General features: G+C 56.6%; 13 protein-coding genes and 1 pseudogene. 6 read left to right on the top strand and 8 right to left on the bottom strand.

The annotated features are described in order from the left end of the window. Positions 1-186: 186 nt before the first annotated feature. Positions 187-1,047, top strand: coding sequence for a 3-mercaptopyruvate sulfurtransferase (sseA, locus tag GTU79_RS20805; RefSeq protein ID WP_203524586.1), 861 nt, complete (start codon positions 187-189; stop codon positions 1,045-1,047). A gap of 112 nt (positions 1,048-1,159) precedes the next feature. On the opposite strand, the gene sseB is transcribed toward sseA, so the two are convergent. The 5 genes from sseB to trmJ form a co-directional block, all read right to left on the bottom strand. Beyond that, positions 1,160-1,963, bottom strand: coding sequence for an enhanced serine sensitivity protein SseB (sseB, locus tag GTU79_RS20810; protein WP_203524587.1), 804 nt, complete (start codon positions 1,961-1,963; stop codon positions 1,160-1,162). Between the two features lie 53 nt (positions 1,964-2,016). Then, positions 2,017-3,312 carry an aminopeptidase PepB gene (gene pepB, locus GTU79_RS20815; protein WP_165934255.1) on the bottom strand — a complete coding sequence of 432 codons (1,296 nt, stop codon included), beginning with the start codon at positions 3,310-3,312 and terminating at the stop codon, positions 2,017-2,019. Between the two features lie 250 nt (positions 3,313-3,562). Next, a complete protein-coding gene (locus GTU79_RS20820) occupies positions 3,563-4,777 on the bottom strand; it encodes an IscS subfamily cysteine desulfurase (protein ID WP_203524588.1) in 1,215 nt (404 codons plus the stop codon). A 108-nt stretch (positions 4,778-4,885) separates the two neighbouring features. Next, positions 4,886-5,383 (bottom strand): Fe-S cluster assembly transcriptional regulator IscR, encoded by a 498-nt coding sequence (iscR, locus tag GTU79_RS20825; RefSeq protein ID WP_132926753.1) that lies wholly within the window; start codon positions 5,381-5,383, stop codon positions 4,886-4,888. A 90-nt stretch (positions 5,384-5,473) separates the two neighbouring features. After that, a complete protein-coding gene (gene trmJ / locus GTU79_RS20830; protein ID WP_203524589.1) occupies positions 5,474-6,223 on the bottom strand; it encodes a tRNA (cytosine(32)/uridine(32)-2'-O)-methyltransferase TrmJ in 750 nt (249 codons plus the stop codon). Positions 6,224-6,341: 118 nt separating this feature from the next. Here trmJ and suhB point away from each other — a divergent pair, with 118 nt between their 5' ends. Next, positions 6,342-7,145 carry an inositol-1-monophosphatase gene (gene suhB, locus GTU79_RS20835; protein WP_132926749.1) on the top strand — a complete coding sequence of 268 codons (804 nt, stop codon included), beginning with the start codon at positions 6,342-6,344 and terminating at the stop codon, positions 7,143-7,145. Between the two features lie 103 nt (positions 7,146-7,248). On the opposite strand, the gene GTU79_RS20840 is transcribed toward suhB, so the two are convergent. Further along, complete coding sequence (locus GTU79_RS20840) at positions 7,249-8,391, bottom strand: nickel/cobalt transporter (protein WP_203524590.1); 1,143 nt, start codon at positions 8,389-8,391, stop codon at positions 7,249-7,251. Beyond that, complete coding sequence (locus tag GTU79_RS20845; RefSeq protein ID WP_253073684.1) at positions 8,382-8,999, bottom strand: DUF1007 family protein; 618 nt, start codon at positions 8,997-8,999, stop codon at positions 8,382-8,384. Before GTU79_RS20845 ends, GTU79_RS20840 begins: the two co-directional genes overlap by 10 nt. 322 nt (positions 9,000-9,321) lie before the next feature. Here GTU79_RS20845 and csiE point away from each other — a divergent pair, with 322 nt between their 5' ends. The 4 genes from csiE (at position 9,322) to GTU79_RS20865 (ending at position 12,273) form a co-directional block, all read left to right on the top strand. After that, positions 9,322-10,314 carry a stationary phase inducible protein CsiE gene (gene csiE / locus GTU79_RS20850; RefSeq protein ID WP_214513325.1) on the top strand — a complete coding sequence of 331 codons (993 nt, stop codon included), beginning with the start codon at positions 9,322-9,324 and terminating at the stop codon, positions 10,312-10,314. A 6-nt stretch (positions 10,315-10,320) separates the two neighbouring features. Then, a complete protein-coding gene (locus GTU79_RS20855; RefSeq protein ID WP_214513326.1) occupies positions 10,321-10,578 on the top strand; it encodes a hypothetical protein in 258 nt (85 codons plus the stop codon). Between the two features lie 175 nt (positions 10,579-10,753). Next, positions 10,754-11,299: a hypothetical protein gene (locus tag GTU79_RS20860; RefSeq protein WP_203524592.1), complete on the top strand. Its 546-nt coding sequence runs from the start codon at positions 10,754-10,756 to the stop codon at positions 11,297-11,299. Positions 11,300-11,334: 35 nt separating this feature from the next. Next, positions 11,335-12,273 carry a hypothetical protein gene (locus tag GTU79_RS20865; protein ID WP_214513327.1) on the top strand — a complete coding sequence of 313 codons (939 nt, stop codon included), beginning with the start codon at positions 11,335-11,337 and terminating at the stop codon, positions 12,271-12,273. A 52-nt stretch (positions 12,274-12,325) separates the two neighbouring features. Here the strand turns inward: GTU79_RS20865 and glyA are convergent. Then, positions 12,326-13,580, bottom strand: a pseudogene (glyA, locus tag GTU79_RS20870) (serine hydroxymethyltransferase). Positions 13,581-13,943: the final 363 nt, after the last annotated feature.

Here is a 13,943-nt window from a genome sequence, read left to right on the forward strand (position 1 = left end):
TTTTCCATAAAAAAAGGGTTTATACCAGCGCAAATTCCGTGCAAATCGCTCAAAAATTAAATTCTGTGAGGAAAGGCCTTACCGGAGCAATCCGCTTGTTCGAGGGCTGAAAATCACCGACAATACCTTATCTTACGGGCTGGGCAGGCTGAATGGCCCGCCGCGGCGCAACCACGGAGCATCGTTATGACCTCATCGCTGTTTGTCTCCCCCGCCTGGCTGCAGGAACATATTCACGACCCTTCGGTGCGGATTTTGGATGCGCGGATGTTGCCGCCCGGTTACCAGGGGCCGCGGGATCTGCATGTGGAATATCTGGCGGGACACCTGCCGGAAGCGGTGATATTCGATATCGAGGCGTTGTCAGACAGCAACAGCGCGCTACCGCATATGCTGACCTCCCCTGAGGCGTTTGCCGCCGCCATGGAAGCGCTGGGGGTGGGCGATGGGCAGCATCTGGTGGTTTATGATGACGGTTCGCTGTTTTCCGCGCCCCGCGCCTGGTGGATGCTGCACGTCATCGCCGGCGTAGAGCGGGTGTCGCTGCTGGCGGGCGGCATGGCGGGCTGGCAAAGGGCCGGCCTGCCGCTGGCCGCGGGACCGGTGTTTCAGGACCCGCGCACCTTTCGTCCCCGCCCGTCGGCGGGTCATGTGAAAAGCCTGGCTGACATGCGCCACATTATCGCCCACCGCTCGGCGCAGGTGATTGATGCCCGCCCCGCCGCCCGTTTCAGCGGCCAGGAGCCGGAGCCCCGCCCCGGCCTGCATCGCGGCCATATTCCCGGCAGCAAGAATTTGCCGTGGCATGAGCTGGTGCGGGACGGGGAGCTGAAAAGTCCGGAAGAACTGCGATCGATAGTGGATAAGGCGGGAATCGATACCGGCCGGCCCCTGGTGGCCAGCTGCGGTTCAGGGGTTACCGCCGCGGTGGCGGTGCTGGCGCTTACCGAACTTGGCATTGAGGATATAGCGCTCTATGACGGTTCGTGGAGCGAATGGGGCGGTCGGGACGATGTACCCATTGCGACCGGCGAAGGAAGCGACTAACCCGGCGCCGATGATGCCTGGCCCGACCTTGCCTTGACTCCCGGGGCGCGGTGTCCAAGGCAATTCAGGCGGCAAAGCCATGGCGCCGCCGCCCCGTCAAAAACCCCGGCAATCAGGCCGGTTTGCCATCGCGCAGCGTCCGCAGCCAACTGCCCCACTTGCGTTCGTAGAATGGCTGGATGTGGTGGATGAAGTAATGGCTGATACCCGACTCATCCTTGCCCACCAGGCAAAGGTCAACCGGCTGTTCATCGGGGGCGGTGTCGGTTGCAACTTGTCCCGCCGCTTCGATGGCGGCCTCGGCATCCCCCTCGCACTCCAGTCCAATCAGCCAGTGCGGCGGGTCCTCGGGCTCGTCGCGGATCTGCACCATAAACGCCCGTCGGACCTGCTTATAGTCGGCGAACAGCCTGGTAAGTGAATCAACCATCTGCGCCGGTTTCTGCTCCGTATCGCTAAGGGTGAAGCGCATTTCGCCTTCGAGAATTTCACGCTCGGTCAAGGCATCGCCGCCGTTCATCATCAGGGCGGTAATTTCATCCGGACTGAAAGACTTGCCGTAAGGCAGTTTGGGATTTAGGAACAGCTCCGCTCCCGCCGTCATGGCGAACAGCGTCCGGGTAGGCAGCGCCATAAACGGCTGGGGGTCGGTGACCGCCTGCTGCAAGGCCTCTAAGGATGTAAAAAATGGTATGGCGGTGGTGCCGTCCGGTTTTTCCCAATGTTGCAGATTAACCGGCTGTTCGCCGTCATGGCGGGCCGCGCCGGCAATCCAGCCGTCGCCGGCATCCCCCAGCACAAAAACCGTCGATTCCATTAGCAGGCGAAAAAAAGCCGGCCGATGGGCCGGTTCGCCGGCCGCCTGTTTCAAGGCAAGATCCAGCGCATTCGCCTGAGCTGCATTATTCTGAGTCATTATGTTCTCCGTTAACCGTGCCGCCCCGGTTTCCGGTCCGGGGACGGACAAGATTATTCGGCCGCCTGGGACAACAGCAGATTGGCCAGGGTACGCACCCCCAACCCGGTAGCGCCGGCGGACCATTGATCCACCGCGCTCTTGCGGTAGGTGGCGGAACAATCGATGTGCAGCCAGCCCTGCCGGTAGTTTTCCACAAAATGGGACAGGAAAGCCGCCGCCGTGCTGGCGCCCGCGGTATAGGACGCTCCCGCCACATTGCTGAGATCGGCAAAGTTGGACGGCAGCTGGGCACGGTGGAACTCCGCCAGCGGCAGGCGCCAGAACGGTTCGTTTTCCTGCTCGGCGCTGCTAAGCAGCGACTGGGCCAGGACATCGTCAAAGCTGAACAGCGCGTGGTAATCATTGCCCAGGGCGGTCTTGGCCGCGCCGGTCAGGGTGGCGCAGTCGATAATGATACGGGGTTTTTTCGCCGAGGCGTCGATAAGACCGTCCGCCAGCACCAGCCGGCCTTCGGCGTCGGTGTTCATGACTTCTACGCTTTTACCGTTGCGATAGCGGATAATGTCGCCTAGCTTGAACGCATTGCCGCTCACCATATTGTCGGCGCAGCACAGATACAGGCGCACGCGTTTTTTCAGGCCGCGGGCGATTGCCAGGGCCAGGGCCCCGGTGACGGTGGCCGCGCCGCCCATATCGGATTTCATCGAATCCATGAAGCTGCTGCCTTTCAGGCTGTAGCCGCCGCTGTCGAAGGTAATACCTTTACCCACCAGACATGCCAGAACCGGTTCATCCGGATTGCCGCCCGGGTTGTAGTCCAGGGAGAGCAGCACCGGCTGGCGGTCCGATCCGCGGCCGACGCTGTGGATGCCCGTATAACCGTTCTCGCGCAGATCCTCCGCCTTGGTAATGCGGTATTTGATGTCGTTGGAGACGTGGCACATGATATCCACAGCGCGCTGAGCCAGTTGCTCGGGACCCAGTTCTTCCGCCGGGGTATTGATGGTATGGCGCACCCAGTCGATGACTTTCAGCCGGTTATCCAGCTCCTGCCTGGCGTCCGCCGCCAACTCCGGCCAATCGATGGTTCGCTCGCCTTTCGGCCCGCGGTAACCCTGCCAGAAAGACCAGCAGCGTTCCATATCCCAGCCGTCGCCCTCAAGACGGACATGTTTCACGCCCTGCCCGTCGATTTTACGTGCCCCACGCTGGATTTCCATCAGCGCATTGTCGCCGGTCAGGTGAATGGTCATTCCGCCATCACCGGCGCTCAGCAGCGTTTTTTCGCCCCAACGGGGATCCGCTGCTACCGTTGATAGCATGACCGGCATCGCTTCGGTTGTCATAGTATGACTCCTATAATTGTTGTTTGTGTGAGGCAATCCTGTACGTATCCGGTACAGTGACAAAATCATGGCCCCTACCGGGCGCCCCTTTCAATCGCTTGCCGAACGCCCCGCCTCATTGACTTGGCGGGACAAGGCCCGCCGATGGTCTCTAAACCTAATGACAATGGGATGACATTCAGCAGCAACGTCCCGCAATCGGGCTAACAGCCCGTGTATTCGACCCGGAGGGTGGCAAAAGACGTGGTGGTTAGCGTTGCGTCCACTCGATACTGCCGATATCCACGCCCTGCTTGAACATTTTCCACTGGGGGGAGAGTTCGCGCAGGCGGCCGATGGCGTTATGCACTTGCCCGACGGCGTAATCGATCTCCTCGGCGGTGGTAAAACGCCCGAGGGAAAAGCGAATGGAGCTGTGCGCCAGCTCATCAGTCAGTCCCAGCGCGCGCAGCACGTAGGAAGGCTCCAGGCTGGCGGACGTACAGGCGGAGCCGGACGACACGGCCAAGTCCTTCAACGCCATGATAAGCGACTCGCCGTCCACATAATTGAAGCTGACATTGAGGATATTCGGCGCCCCCTGCTCCAGGCAGCCGTTAAGATAAACTTCTTCCATGTTCCTGATGCCGTTCCACAGCCTGTCGCGCAGCGCGCGCAGCCGCGGTGCTTCAGTCGGCATCTCTTCCTTGGCGATGCGGTACGCTTCGCCCATGCCGACTATCTGGTGAACCGGCAGCGTGCCGGAACGCATGCCGCGTTCATGGCCGCCGCCATGCATCTGCGCCTCGATACGCACCCGGGGCTTGCGGCGGACATAAAGCGCGCCGATGCCCTTGGGACCATAGATCTTATGCGCGGTGAAGGACATCAAATCCACGTTGAGCGCGGCGAGATCGATGGGCAGCTTGCCGACGCTCTGAGTGGCGTCCACATGGAAAATGATTCCCCGGCTACGGCACATTTCACCTATGGCCGCGATATCCTGCACCACGCCAATTTCGTTATTGACATGCATGACGGATACCAGGACGGTATCGTCGCGCATCGCGTCTGCCAACTGTTGCAAATCAAGAAGGCCGCTGCGCTGCGGCGAGAGATAGGTGACGTCAAATCCTTCGCTTTCCAATTGGGAACAGGTATCCAGCACGGCTTTATGTTCCGTTTTGCTGGTGATGATGTGTTTGCCTTTGTCCCGGTTGGCATGGGCCGCGCCCTTTATCGCCAGGTTATCGGATTCCGTGGCGCCGGAGGTAAAAATGATTTCACGCGGGTCGGCGCCCACCAGATCCGCGATATGATTGCGCGCAATATCTACCGCCTCTTCCGCCTGCCACCCGAAACGGTGCGAGCGGGAAGCCGGATTACCGAAATTACCGTCCAGGGTTAAACACTGCATCATTTTTTCGGCAACCCGGGGATCGGCCGGTGTCGTGGCCGAATAGTCCAGATAAATCGGCAGTTTCATTGCTCTTACGCTCCGTACATTACTTCAAACTATACCCATCATACCTCGGCGTTGCCGCCTTCCTGCAAGGTGAATAGTTAGGGTATATGTTAAATGCCGTATTATTGCTTATGCGCGCAGATTAACATTAATGGTTTCTTGGATACGTCCGTTTGTGGCGGTGCGGCGGGTATCGTTATTTTGCCGGTCGGCCACATCAAGGATCTCTTCGTTTTGCACCAGTTCGGCCAGAGAAATATTATTGAGGAACTCGCTGATGCGCACGCTGAGATCGCGCCACAGGGTATGGGTCAGGCAGCGATCGCCGTTCTGGCAGCCTTCTTTGCCCTGGCAGCGGGTAGCGTCCACAGATTCATCCACGGCGGTGATGATGGCGCCGACCGCGATTTGATCCGCTGCTTTACCCAGCAGATAGCCGCCTCCGGGACCGCGTACGCTGGCCACCAGATCATTTTTACGCAAACGAGAAAAAAGTTGTTCGAGGTAAGACAGGGAGATACCCTGGCGTTCGGAAATTTCAGCCAGCGGAACCGGCCCTTCCTGGGAATGCAGCGCGACGTCAAGCATGGCGGTAACCGCATAACGGCCTTTAGAAGTAAGTCTCATGATAATAATTCCCGTTGGGTGAAATATGTCAAAAGTCTGCCATTCCTGAGTAAATTAGTCAACTATTTAACCAAGCATTCCACTCAAGTATTAGTCGCGTTTTAGCTCGTCTTTTGCCGCCTGGGGATGTTCGATTGAGGTCAGGATACCGCGCAGGATATGCAGCTCCTGGCTTTCCGGACGGGCGCGGACGAACAGCCGGCGCAGTTTGTTCATCACCTGCCCCGGATGGGCCGCGCGGATAAAGCCGGTGCGGATCAATACCTGTTCCAGATGCTGGTAGAACCGTTCCAGCTCATCCGCCATCGGGTAGGGCGAGTCCTCCCCATGAACCGGCGCGGCGGCTGTGAGGCTTTCCAGGTACGCTACCCGGATTTCATAGGCCAGGATTTGCACCGCCATCGCCAGATTCAGCGAACTGTATTCCGGATTGGCGGGAATCATCACGTGGAAATGGCACTTTTGCAGCTCTTCATTGGTCAGTCCCACGCGTTCGCGGCCGAATAGCAGCGCCACCGGCGCGTGTTCCCCTGCTTCAACGCTTTTAGTCCCGCATTCCCTGGGTTCAAGCATCGGCCAGGGCAAGGTGCGGGAACGCGCGCTGGTGCCCACCACCAGACCGCACCCGGCCAGCGCTTCGTCGAGGCTGCCGACGATGGTGGCGTTGCCGATGATATCGCTGGCGCCGGCTGACAGGGCAATGGCCTGTGAATCGGGTTGGGTTAACGGGTTCACCAGATAAAGGTTGCTCAACCCCATGGTTTTCATGGCCCGGGCGGCAGAACCGATATTACCGGTGTGGGATGTTTCGACCAAAACAACGCGAATATTGTGCAGCATAATCTTTCAAAGCTAAGGGGAAAGTGGGCAATATATTATCACACCCGTAGGTTTTTTACCGAAACTCTGCTATACTCCGCGCCGTTTCAGTTCTTTAACATCTTAGTGGACGATATCCATGCATCCGATGCTTAACATCGCCATTCGCGCTGCGCGAAAGGCGGGTAATTTAATTGCCAAACACTACGAAACCCCCGATGCCGTCGAAGCCAGCCAGAAGGGCGATAACGATTTTGTCACCAACGTCGATCGCGAAGCGGAACGGCTGATCATCGAGGTAATCCGTAAATCCTACCCGCAGCACACCGTGATCAGCGAAGAGTGCGGTGAACTGACCGGCGAGGATCAGGACGTACAATGGATAATCGACCCACTGGATGGCACCACCAATTTCATCAAGCACCTTCCCCACTTCGCCGTTTCCATTGCCGTACGCATTAAAGGCCGCACCGAAGTCGCGGTGGTCTACGATCCCATGCGCAACGAACTCTTTACCTCTTCCCGCGGCCAGGGCACCCAATTGAACGGCTACCGCCTGCGCGGCAGCACTGCCCGTGAATTGGACGGAACGATTCTCGCCACCGGTTTCCCCTTTAAGGCCAAGCAGCACGCGGCAACCTATATCAACCTGCTGGGCAAGCTGTTTACCCAATGCGCTGATTTTCGCCGCAGCGGCTCCGCCGCGCTGGATCTGGCCTATGTGGCGGCCGGAAGGGTGGACGGCTTCTTCGAAATCGGGCTCAAACCCTGGGATTACGCCGGCGGCGACCTGCTGGTGCGTGAAGCCGGTGGCCTGGTAACCGATTTTGCCGGCGGCCATGAGTATTGGCAGTCCGGCAACCTGGTGGCGGGCAATCCCCGTGTGGTAAAAGCCATGCTCTCCGCCATGCGCGATGAGCTCAGCGACGCGCTGCGGCGCTGATTGACCGGCATCAACCGGTGCGCCGCAGCGATAGTCCGGCGGCCCGCCCGGTCCCCCGCCGTCATGCTCCAATTCCATGACGCCGGCTTCATCTCCCGGGCCATCAATGGCTGAACGGTCTCACCGTGCCCATCAGCAGCGGCTGGGCGGTGAGATAGAGTACCGCTCCGGCGGCTACCAGCAGCAAACCGCCGGCCAGCGACAAGGTTGCCCACGCCACGCCGGCGGATATTCTCGAGGTATGGCGACGGGTTAGGCTTTCGGCCACCCGGCGGCTGAAAAACACCAGCAAGGCCAGCGTCAGCAGGGTCAGGGAGGTCCCGGCGGCCATCACCAGCGCCGATATCACGCCCCAGCCGTAAACCCCTATTACTTTGGCAAACAGCAATACCAGCACCGCGCCGGAACAGGGACGAAACCCCATGGCCAGCACCACCGCCACGCGGGTTCGCCAGCCCGCGTCCGCCTGTAGCGCCGATTCATCCGGTAAATGGTGATGTCCGCAGGCGCAGTCCGCGGGATGGTACCGACCGTCAATCGGCGCTAACGGCGTCGAGAGTAGTACGGCACGCTGCCCCTTCCCCGGGGGAGCAAAGCCCGGACCGGCCCGATAAGGACGCCCATCCTTCGGCGGTTCAATCCCCAGGTAGCGCAGCGAGGTAATGGCGCCAAGAGGCCGTTGCCCCCGATGCCTGAAATTCCGGATGATATCGCGCAGCTTCAGCAACGCCCGCCGGCACAGCAGCGCTCCCAGCAAGGCTACCAGGATATAGCTGCTTTTTTCCAGCCAGAACTCCCCGAGATGCAGCACGCGGGAAGAAAGGTGAAGCCCCACCAGGACCACGCTCACCAGGGCGATGGCCATTCCCCCTTGCAGCAGGGATGCCGCCAGCGTCATGGCCATGCTGAGTTTCAACCGGGACGGATGCGTGGCCAGATAGGTGGTGAGCACCACTTTGCCATGGCCCGGACCGACGGCGTGCAGGATGCCGTACACCAGGCTGAACAGCAATAGCGACAAACCGGCCCGCCCCGGATCCTGCTGAACCTGATAGAGCAGTTGCGCCAGGTGCTGGTGCAGCTGTTCTTGCCATACCACGCTTTTCAGCAGGATCAACGGCCAATAGGCGATAAGGTAGCGTATCGCCGTCAAGGCCGCCAACAGAAACAGCCAAAACGGCCAAAGGCCCGCCAGCCAATAACGTACGGTGCGGGAACCGGGCCCGGAGGCGATTGTCAGTGACATTGCAGTTGTACCCTTTGAGCGAATTGTTTGCCCAGGCTGGTATCGACTCCCTTCGAACCGGGATTATCCAGCGAGAGCGCGTAGGCCTGCAGGGAAGGATTGGGCTTGGGGGTCATCAACGTCAGCTTGCAACCCGCCGACAATCCGGCAGGCAACGTAATGGCGGTCTCATCGTGATACGTCATATCGACAAAATAGGTGGGATCGTAGGTTGAAAAAAAGATGGGGCTACCCGCCAGCAGCGGCGGATGCGCCAGGGGCAACACGAACATCAGCACCGCCTTTTGTCCGTTGCGGTATAAATGGTATTCCGCCGGCATATCTTCAAATTTAACCCGCTGCCCGTCTCGATACACCTCGGTGAAATAGTGCTGGCCCAGCACATTGGCCATGACCTGTGCCGCCAGTTTTTTCCAGGCTACCGAATCCGGTTTGGCGCCGGCATCGTCATAAAAAACATCGGCGGAGGTGATTTCATCCATGGTCCAGGTCATCTTGAAACCGCTGAGATAATTATCACGGCTAATTATTTCAGTTTTCATATCTATAAAACTATGGGGATGGGCGAACACCGCCTGGCTCACGCCCCAGGTTAACGCCAGCAAAATCCGCCATGGCGGATTTCTCCCCCCGCGTCTGTTTCGATGATATAACACCAAGATAACTCCTTGCGCCACCTTGCCACCCCAGGGTTGTCTCACCCTCTTCTCCTTTACGGTTTCATCCCTGGCGATGCTAGCGGATAGAACTTCGTCACCGCAAGACATTAACTGTTGCAAAGGCTTGCGGCGGCAAATCCTTTTCATCGCTAAATGCCTTCTCAAAATGTGATCGCCCTTGAATCTCACAAACAAAAATTATCCTAACCTCACACAGGGAAATTGATTAGCTATCATTAGCAATAATACCAACGTAAGGACAATGAGACCCATGAGCCTGCCCACCCCACCGGTGCCGGCGCTTTCCGGTTCGCAACGTCGCAGCCATTTGCTATTGATGCTTTTTGCGCCCCTGCCATCTTTGTCGCTGGTCTCGCTTTCAAGGTATAACGGCGAGGATTTACCCACGACTCGGCGCGATCTGGTCCACATCGAAAGCGAGATGCGGCGTATCTACCATCTCTCCCTGGTGGTGGGGCATGACGGTAATTACCGGATCGAAGGCAACGTTCTGAATAAGCGGCTGTGCCTTATAGAGGGTATGCGCCGTACGCTGCGCCTTTGTCCGGACAAAGTGAACCGCTATTTTTTGCCTCTGCAACAGCATCAGTGGCTGCATCTGCCCGCCGATTATCAAATCACCGATGAACAGTTCGAGGCTGCCATCACCGGTTACACCTCGTTACTGGAAAGGCCGCCGTCCGCAAGCGATGTGGCCTTTTTGCATCTCTATTTGCGTTATGTATTGATGCAATGCCATGCACGGGAGCAGCCGGAATTCAATCAGCATCAGCTGCAATGGCTACAGCAAAAAGCCGAATACCGGCAGGTGCTGGACATTTTTCGCTTATGGCCCCTGCCGGAGAACGAACTGATAGGCTTTACCCTGCTGGCCCGGTTGCTGAAGACACCCAACCAGACCGGGGTCCGTTCCGACGACGACCGACAGCTCTTGCAGGAAGTAAAAAACATCATCCGGCGGTTCGAACAGGTGGCGCAAACCACCTTCCATCAGCCGGAGATGCTGGCCGGCCAGCTTTTTTCCCATCTCAGCGCCGCCTTGGAACGCTGCCATTTCCGCGTCGGTATCGACAACAGCCTGCAATTGGAAGTGGAGGAGAAATACCCTCGTCTGTTGCGCACAACCCGCGCGGCGGTAATGCCGCTGGAAGCGGCATACCGCATCCGCTTTCCCCGCGAGGAGCTGGGACTTATCGCGGTGATTTTTGGCGCCTGGCTGATGCAGGATAACGATTTGCAGTAGAAGCAGGTGGTTATACTGACCAACAGCGAGGGGGGCAAAGAAAAAACGCTGGAGTTACAAATCCGCGAGTTGACCCTGTTGCCGCTGAATATCAAGTTCCAGTCCCTGGCCGAATTCCAGGTTCGCGGCGCGCCTAAAAATACCGTTTTGGTCATTTCACCTTTTTCTCTGCCGCTACCGCTTTTTTCGCCGCCGCTGATGCTGGTGCGCCTGCCGCTGGCGCAATCCCAGCAAGAGCGTATCCGCCAACTGCTGGAAGCCTGATTCCCGAAGGGAATCGATCATTATCGCTTTCCCTCAATGGACAATGGAAATGGGTTTAATTTAACATTTCATTTTAAAAATTGAAGAAATCGCTCATCCAATGCCGCCTTGGCTTTATTTTATTGAGTTGTTTACCTACTATGCTTCACCCATTTAGTAATGATAAAGCGTATTAATGAATTCGATTAAAGCACAACCTGATGCCTGCGCATTTTCACCGCATTTAAAAAATTGTGGCGTCAATTCTCCGGATCAAAATCATGAAATGAATAATTTTATGGGCCTGTTCAAGCCACTAATTCAGGTTTCCAATATTGCTTTGAAAATAAGTGCCAAATGTAAACCCTCAGCCGTAGCAATAACCAAATGTTTTTCCGCGCTGGTATTTCTTTCTATACCGTTCTCCGCGGCACGGAATCTGCCCAGGGATAAAACAAACAAGGGGGATGATTATAAAACCATTGGTCAAGAGCTCCACCAAGCATCACTTCAATGGCGGGATGAAAATATTATCCATCATCAAAAAAAATCCGATGAGAAATTACGAATTAAAAATATGCATCAGGCCGTCACGGCCGCTGTTTATTATGCCTCTGCATTGACTTCACCCGCTCATCACAGTGAAAGGCTCGGACCTCGAGAAAATAACAGGGCTGCCGACGATGCCCATTCAACGGCGCTATCCTCCCCGATCCTTGCCACGGGAATCCAAAAAGCATAGAACAGCTTCCTCGATTAGATCCTAATGAGTATTACATGATATCGGGCTATGGCGATAACGCCGACCGGTTGGTTCCATTGGAAAAAAGCGGCAAGAACACCCACCATAACTTTCTGCGTTATCGAGATGACCCTGATGTATTGACGTCCGGGTTCCCGCAGCAGGCGGCGTTTCCATTGGATACCCCGAGTGACGCCTCGCTAACCGCCCGGCCGGGTCGCCGCGGATTAAGCGGAAAAAGGTTCGCGGCGCCGGGCAAGGACAAAACGCAGAATATCTTAACCAAGATTAAAAAAGCTGACATCCGGAATGTCCCTTTATTGCCCCCATCCAAGAACGATCCGCGACTGCCAGCCGCCATCATTCAGCAATGCAAGGCAACTCTGGCTGAAGATGAATATGGCATAGCGGTGGATAACCTCAATCCGGCTCATTATGGCCAAGGGAAAGTCTATGAAGTATATAATGGCCGCGACGGCATCAGCCAGCCGGTTTCCCGCTTTTATGTATTGATAAACGCCGATGGGATATCGGTGCGCCCGATAGTGATGCCGGAGCACGGCGTCAAATATGAAATTTTTGATTCCGGCAATCAGGCCGTCAGATACCCCCTGGCCTTTAGCAACGGCCAATGGATACTGCAGCAGCCTACGGCTTTGCAAGTCTCGAAATCGTTAATCCGCCGCATGACCCCGGCAATGGCAGATCCAAATATTGTGGAGTCGGTATTATCCGCGCCCGATGAGCGGGGATTACAGTGGTCCCATGACCATAAAAGCTATCTAAGGATAAGGGGGAATTATGTGGAATTAATCCGTAATAAAAATAAAAGTAATCGATATCATATTGTGACAAAGCACAAAAGAAATAGAATCGATATTAAATTTCATAATAATAAATTTATCGTGACTTCTCAACGCAGCGGAGCCAAAAGAAATATAGCTGCGGCCAAGAGGGAAATACTGGTGTATTAATTAACGCTTATCCCCCGCAATCACATCTGCGGGGGATAAGGCATTCGGCTAATCAGGCATAAACCGGATAACGGGCGCAGATGGCCAGGACTTTTTGCTTGGTGCGCTCAATGACCGCTTCATCGTTAACATTGTCCAGTATGTCGCAGATCCAGCCGGCCAGTTCACGCACGTCGCTTTCGCCAAAGCCGCGGCGGGTGACTGCCGGGGTGCCGATACGGACACCGGAGGTGACAAACGGACTTTTCGGATCGTTTGGCACGCTGTTTTTATTGACGGTGATATTGGCGCGGCCCAAGGCGGCGTCAGCCTCTTTGCCGGTGAGATTTTTCTCCACCAGGTCCAGCAGGAACAGGTGGTTATCGGTACCGCCGGAGACAATGTTATAACCACGATCCAGGAAAACCGCCACCATGGCCTTGGCGTTTTTGGCAACCTGCTGCTGATAAATCTTGAATGCCGGTTCCATGGCTTCTTTCAACGCCACCGCCTTGCCGGCGATAACGTGCATCAGCGGACCACCCTGCCCGCCAGGGAATACCGCCGAGTTCAGCTTTTTATACAGCTCATCGCTGCCGCCATTCGCCAGGATCAGTCCGCCGCGGGGGCCGGCCAGGGTCTTATGGGTGGTGGTGGTGACCACATGGGCGTGAGGAACCGGGTTGGGATAGACGCCGGCGGCAACCAGCCCCGCCACGTGAGCCATATCAACAAACAGATAGGCGTCGATGCTGTCGGCGATTTCACGCATTTTGGCCCAATCCACAACGCCGGAAATAGGCGAAGAAACCGCCGATAATCATCTTCGGCTTATGGGTTGACGCCAGTTCCGCCAGCTGCTGGTAATCGATATGCCCGGTTTCGTCGATGCCGTAGGGAATAATATTATATAGCTTGCCGGAAAAATTCACCGGCGAACCGTGGGTAAGGTGGCCGCCGTGGGCCAGATTCATGCCCAGCACCGTATCTCCCGGCTGCAACAGGGCGGTGTACACGGCAAAGTTGGCCTGGGAGCCGGAATGGGGCTGTACGTTGGCATAATCGGCGCCGAACAGCTCCTTGGCGCGATCGATAGCCAATTGCTCGACGATATCCACAAATTCGCAACCGCCGTAATAACGTTTGCCCGGATAACCTTCGGCGTATTTATTGGTCAGTTGAGAACCCTGCGCCTGCATGACGCGCGGACTGGTGTAATTCTCCGACGCAATCAGCTCAATGTGCTCTTCCTGGCGCACTACTTCCTGCTCCATTGCCTGCCACAATTCGGCATCGTAATCTGCAATGTTCATTTCACGCTTTAACATCCGGTTCTCCTGCTTCAACTGACGTAATTCGTCGATTAAGTTACTCGCCATATTTCACGTTGCGGGCGCGTTGGCTTCCCTGCAAGTCGAACTATGTAGAGTAGAATCCGAGGGGGTATGGCGATAGTGTAAACTTTTTTGCCCCTGCTCCGATAGGTGCGGGGGCGGCTTTTTACGCAAACGTTTCCCTGCGGTTACGCCGCAGGGCTTGGGGGATGGGGTCCGGCGAACCTTCAGGATATTTTTTCATTGCGGCAGGGCGTTTTTTCATGAGGGGGCAGCCCATGAGTCAAAAGTTCACGGCGGGCGATTTATGAACGAGAACGGCCATCGCCCAAGCGGCATACTACGCCGGGACGAAGC

It is taken from the genome of Sodalis ligni (assembly GCF_016865525.2).
Classification (GTDB): Bacteria; Pseudomonadota; Gammaproteobacteria; order Enterobacterales; family Enterobacteriaceae; genus Acerihabitans; species Acerihabitans ligni.

Excerpts from the sequence above, each read along its gene's own strand:
- sseA (WP_203524586.1), top strand. The coding sequence starts at position 187 with ATGACCTCATCGCTGTTTGTCTCCCCCGCCTGGCTGCAGGAACATATT.
- sseB (WP_203524587.1), bottom strand. The coding sequence starts at position 1,963 with ATGACTCAGAATAATGCAGCTCAGGCGAATGCGCTGGATCTTGCCTTG.
- pepB (WP_165934255.1), bottom strand. The coding sequence starts at position 3,312 with ATGACAACCGAAGCGATGCCGGTCATGCTATCAACGGTAGCAGCGGAT.
- GTU79_RS20820 (WP_203524588.1), bottom strand. The coding sequence starts at position 4,777 with ATGAAACTGCCGATTTATCTGGACTATTCGGCCACGACACCGGCCGAT.
- iscR (WP_132926753.1), bottom strand. The coding sequence starts at position 5,383 with ATGAGACTTACTTCTAAAGGCCGTTATGCGGTTACCGCCATGCTTGAC.
- trmJ (WP_203524589.1), bottom strand. The coding sequence starts at position 6,223 with ATGCTGCACAATATTCGCGTTGTTTTGGTCGAAACATCCCACACCGGT.
- suhB (WP_132926749.1), top strand. The coding sequence starts at position 6,342 with ATGCATCCGATGCTTAACATCGCCATTCGCGCTGCGCGAAAGGCGGGT.
- GTU79_RS20840 (WP_203524590.1), bottom strand. The coding sequence starts at position 8,391 with ATGTCACTGACAATCGCCTCCGGGCCCGGTTCCCGCACCGTACGTTAT.
- csiE (WP_214513325.1), top strand. The coding sequence starts at position 9,322 with ATGAGCCTGCCCACCCCACCGGTGCCGGCGCTTTCCGGTTCGCAACGT.
- GTU79_RS20860 (WP_203524592.1), top strand. The coding sequence starts at position 10,754 with ATGAATTCGATTAAAGCACAACCTGATGCCTGCGCATTTTCACCGCAT.
- GTU79_RS20865 (WP_214513327.1), top strand. The coding sequence starts at position 11,335 with ATGATATCGGGCTATGGCGATAACGCCGACCGGTTGGTTCCATTGGAA.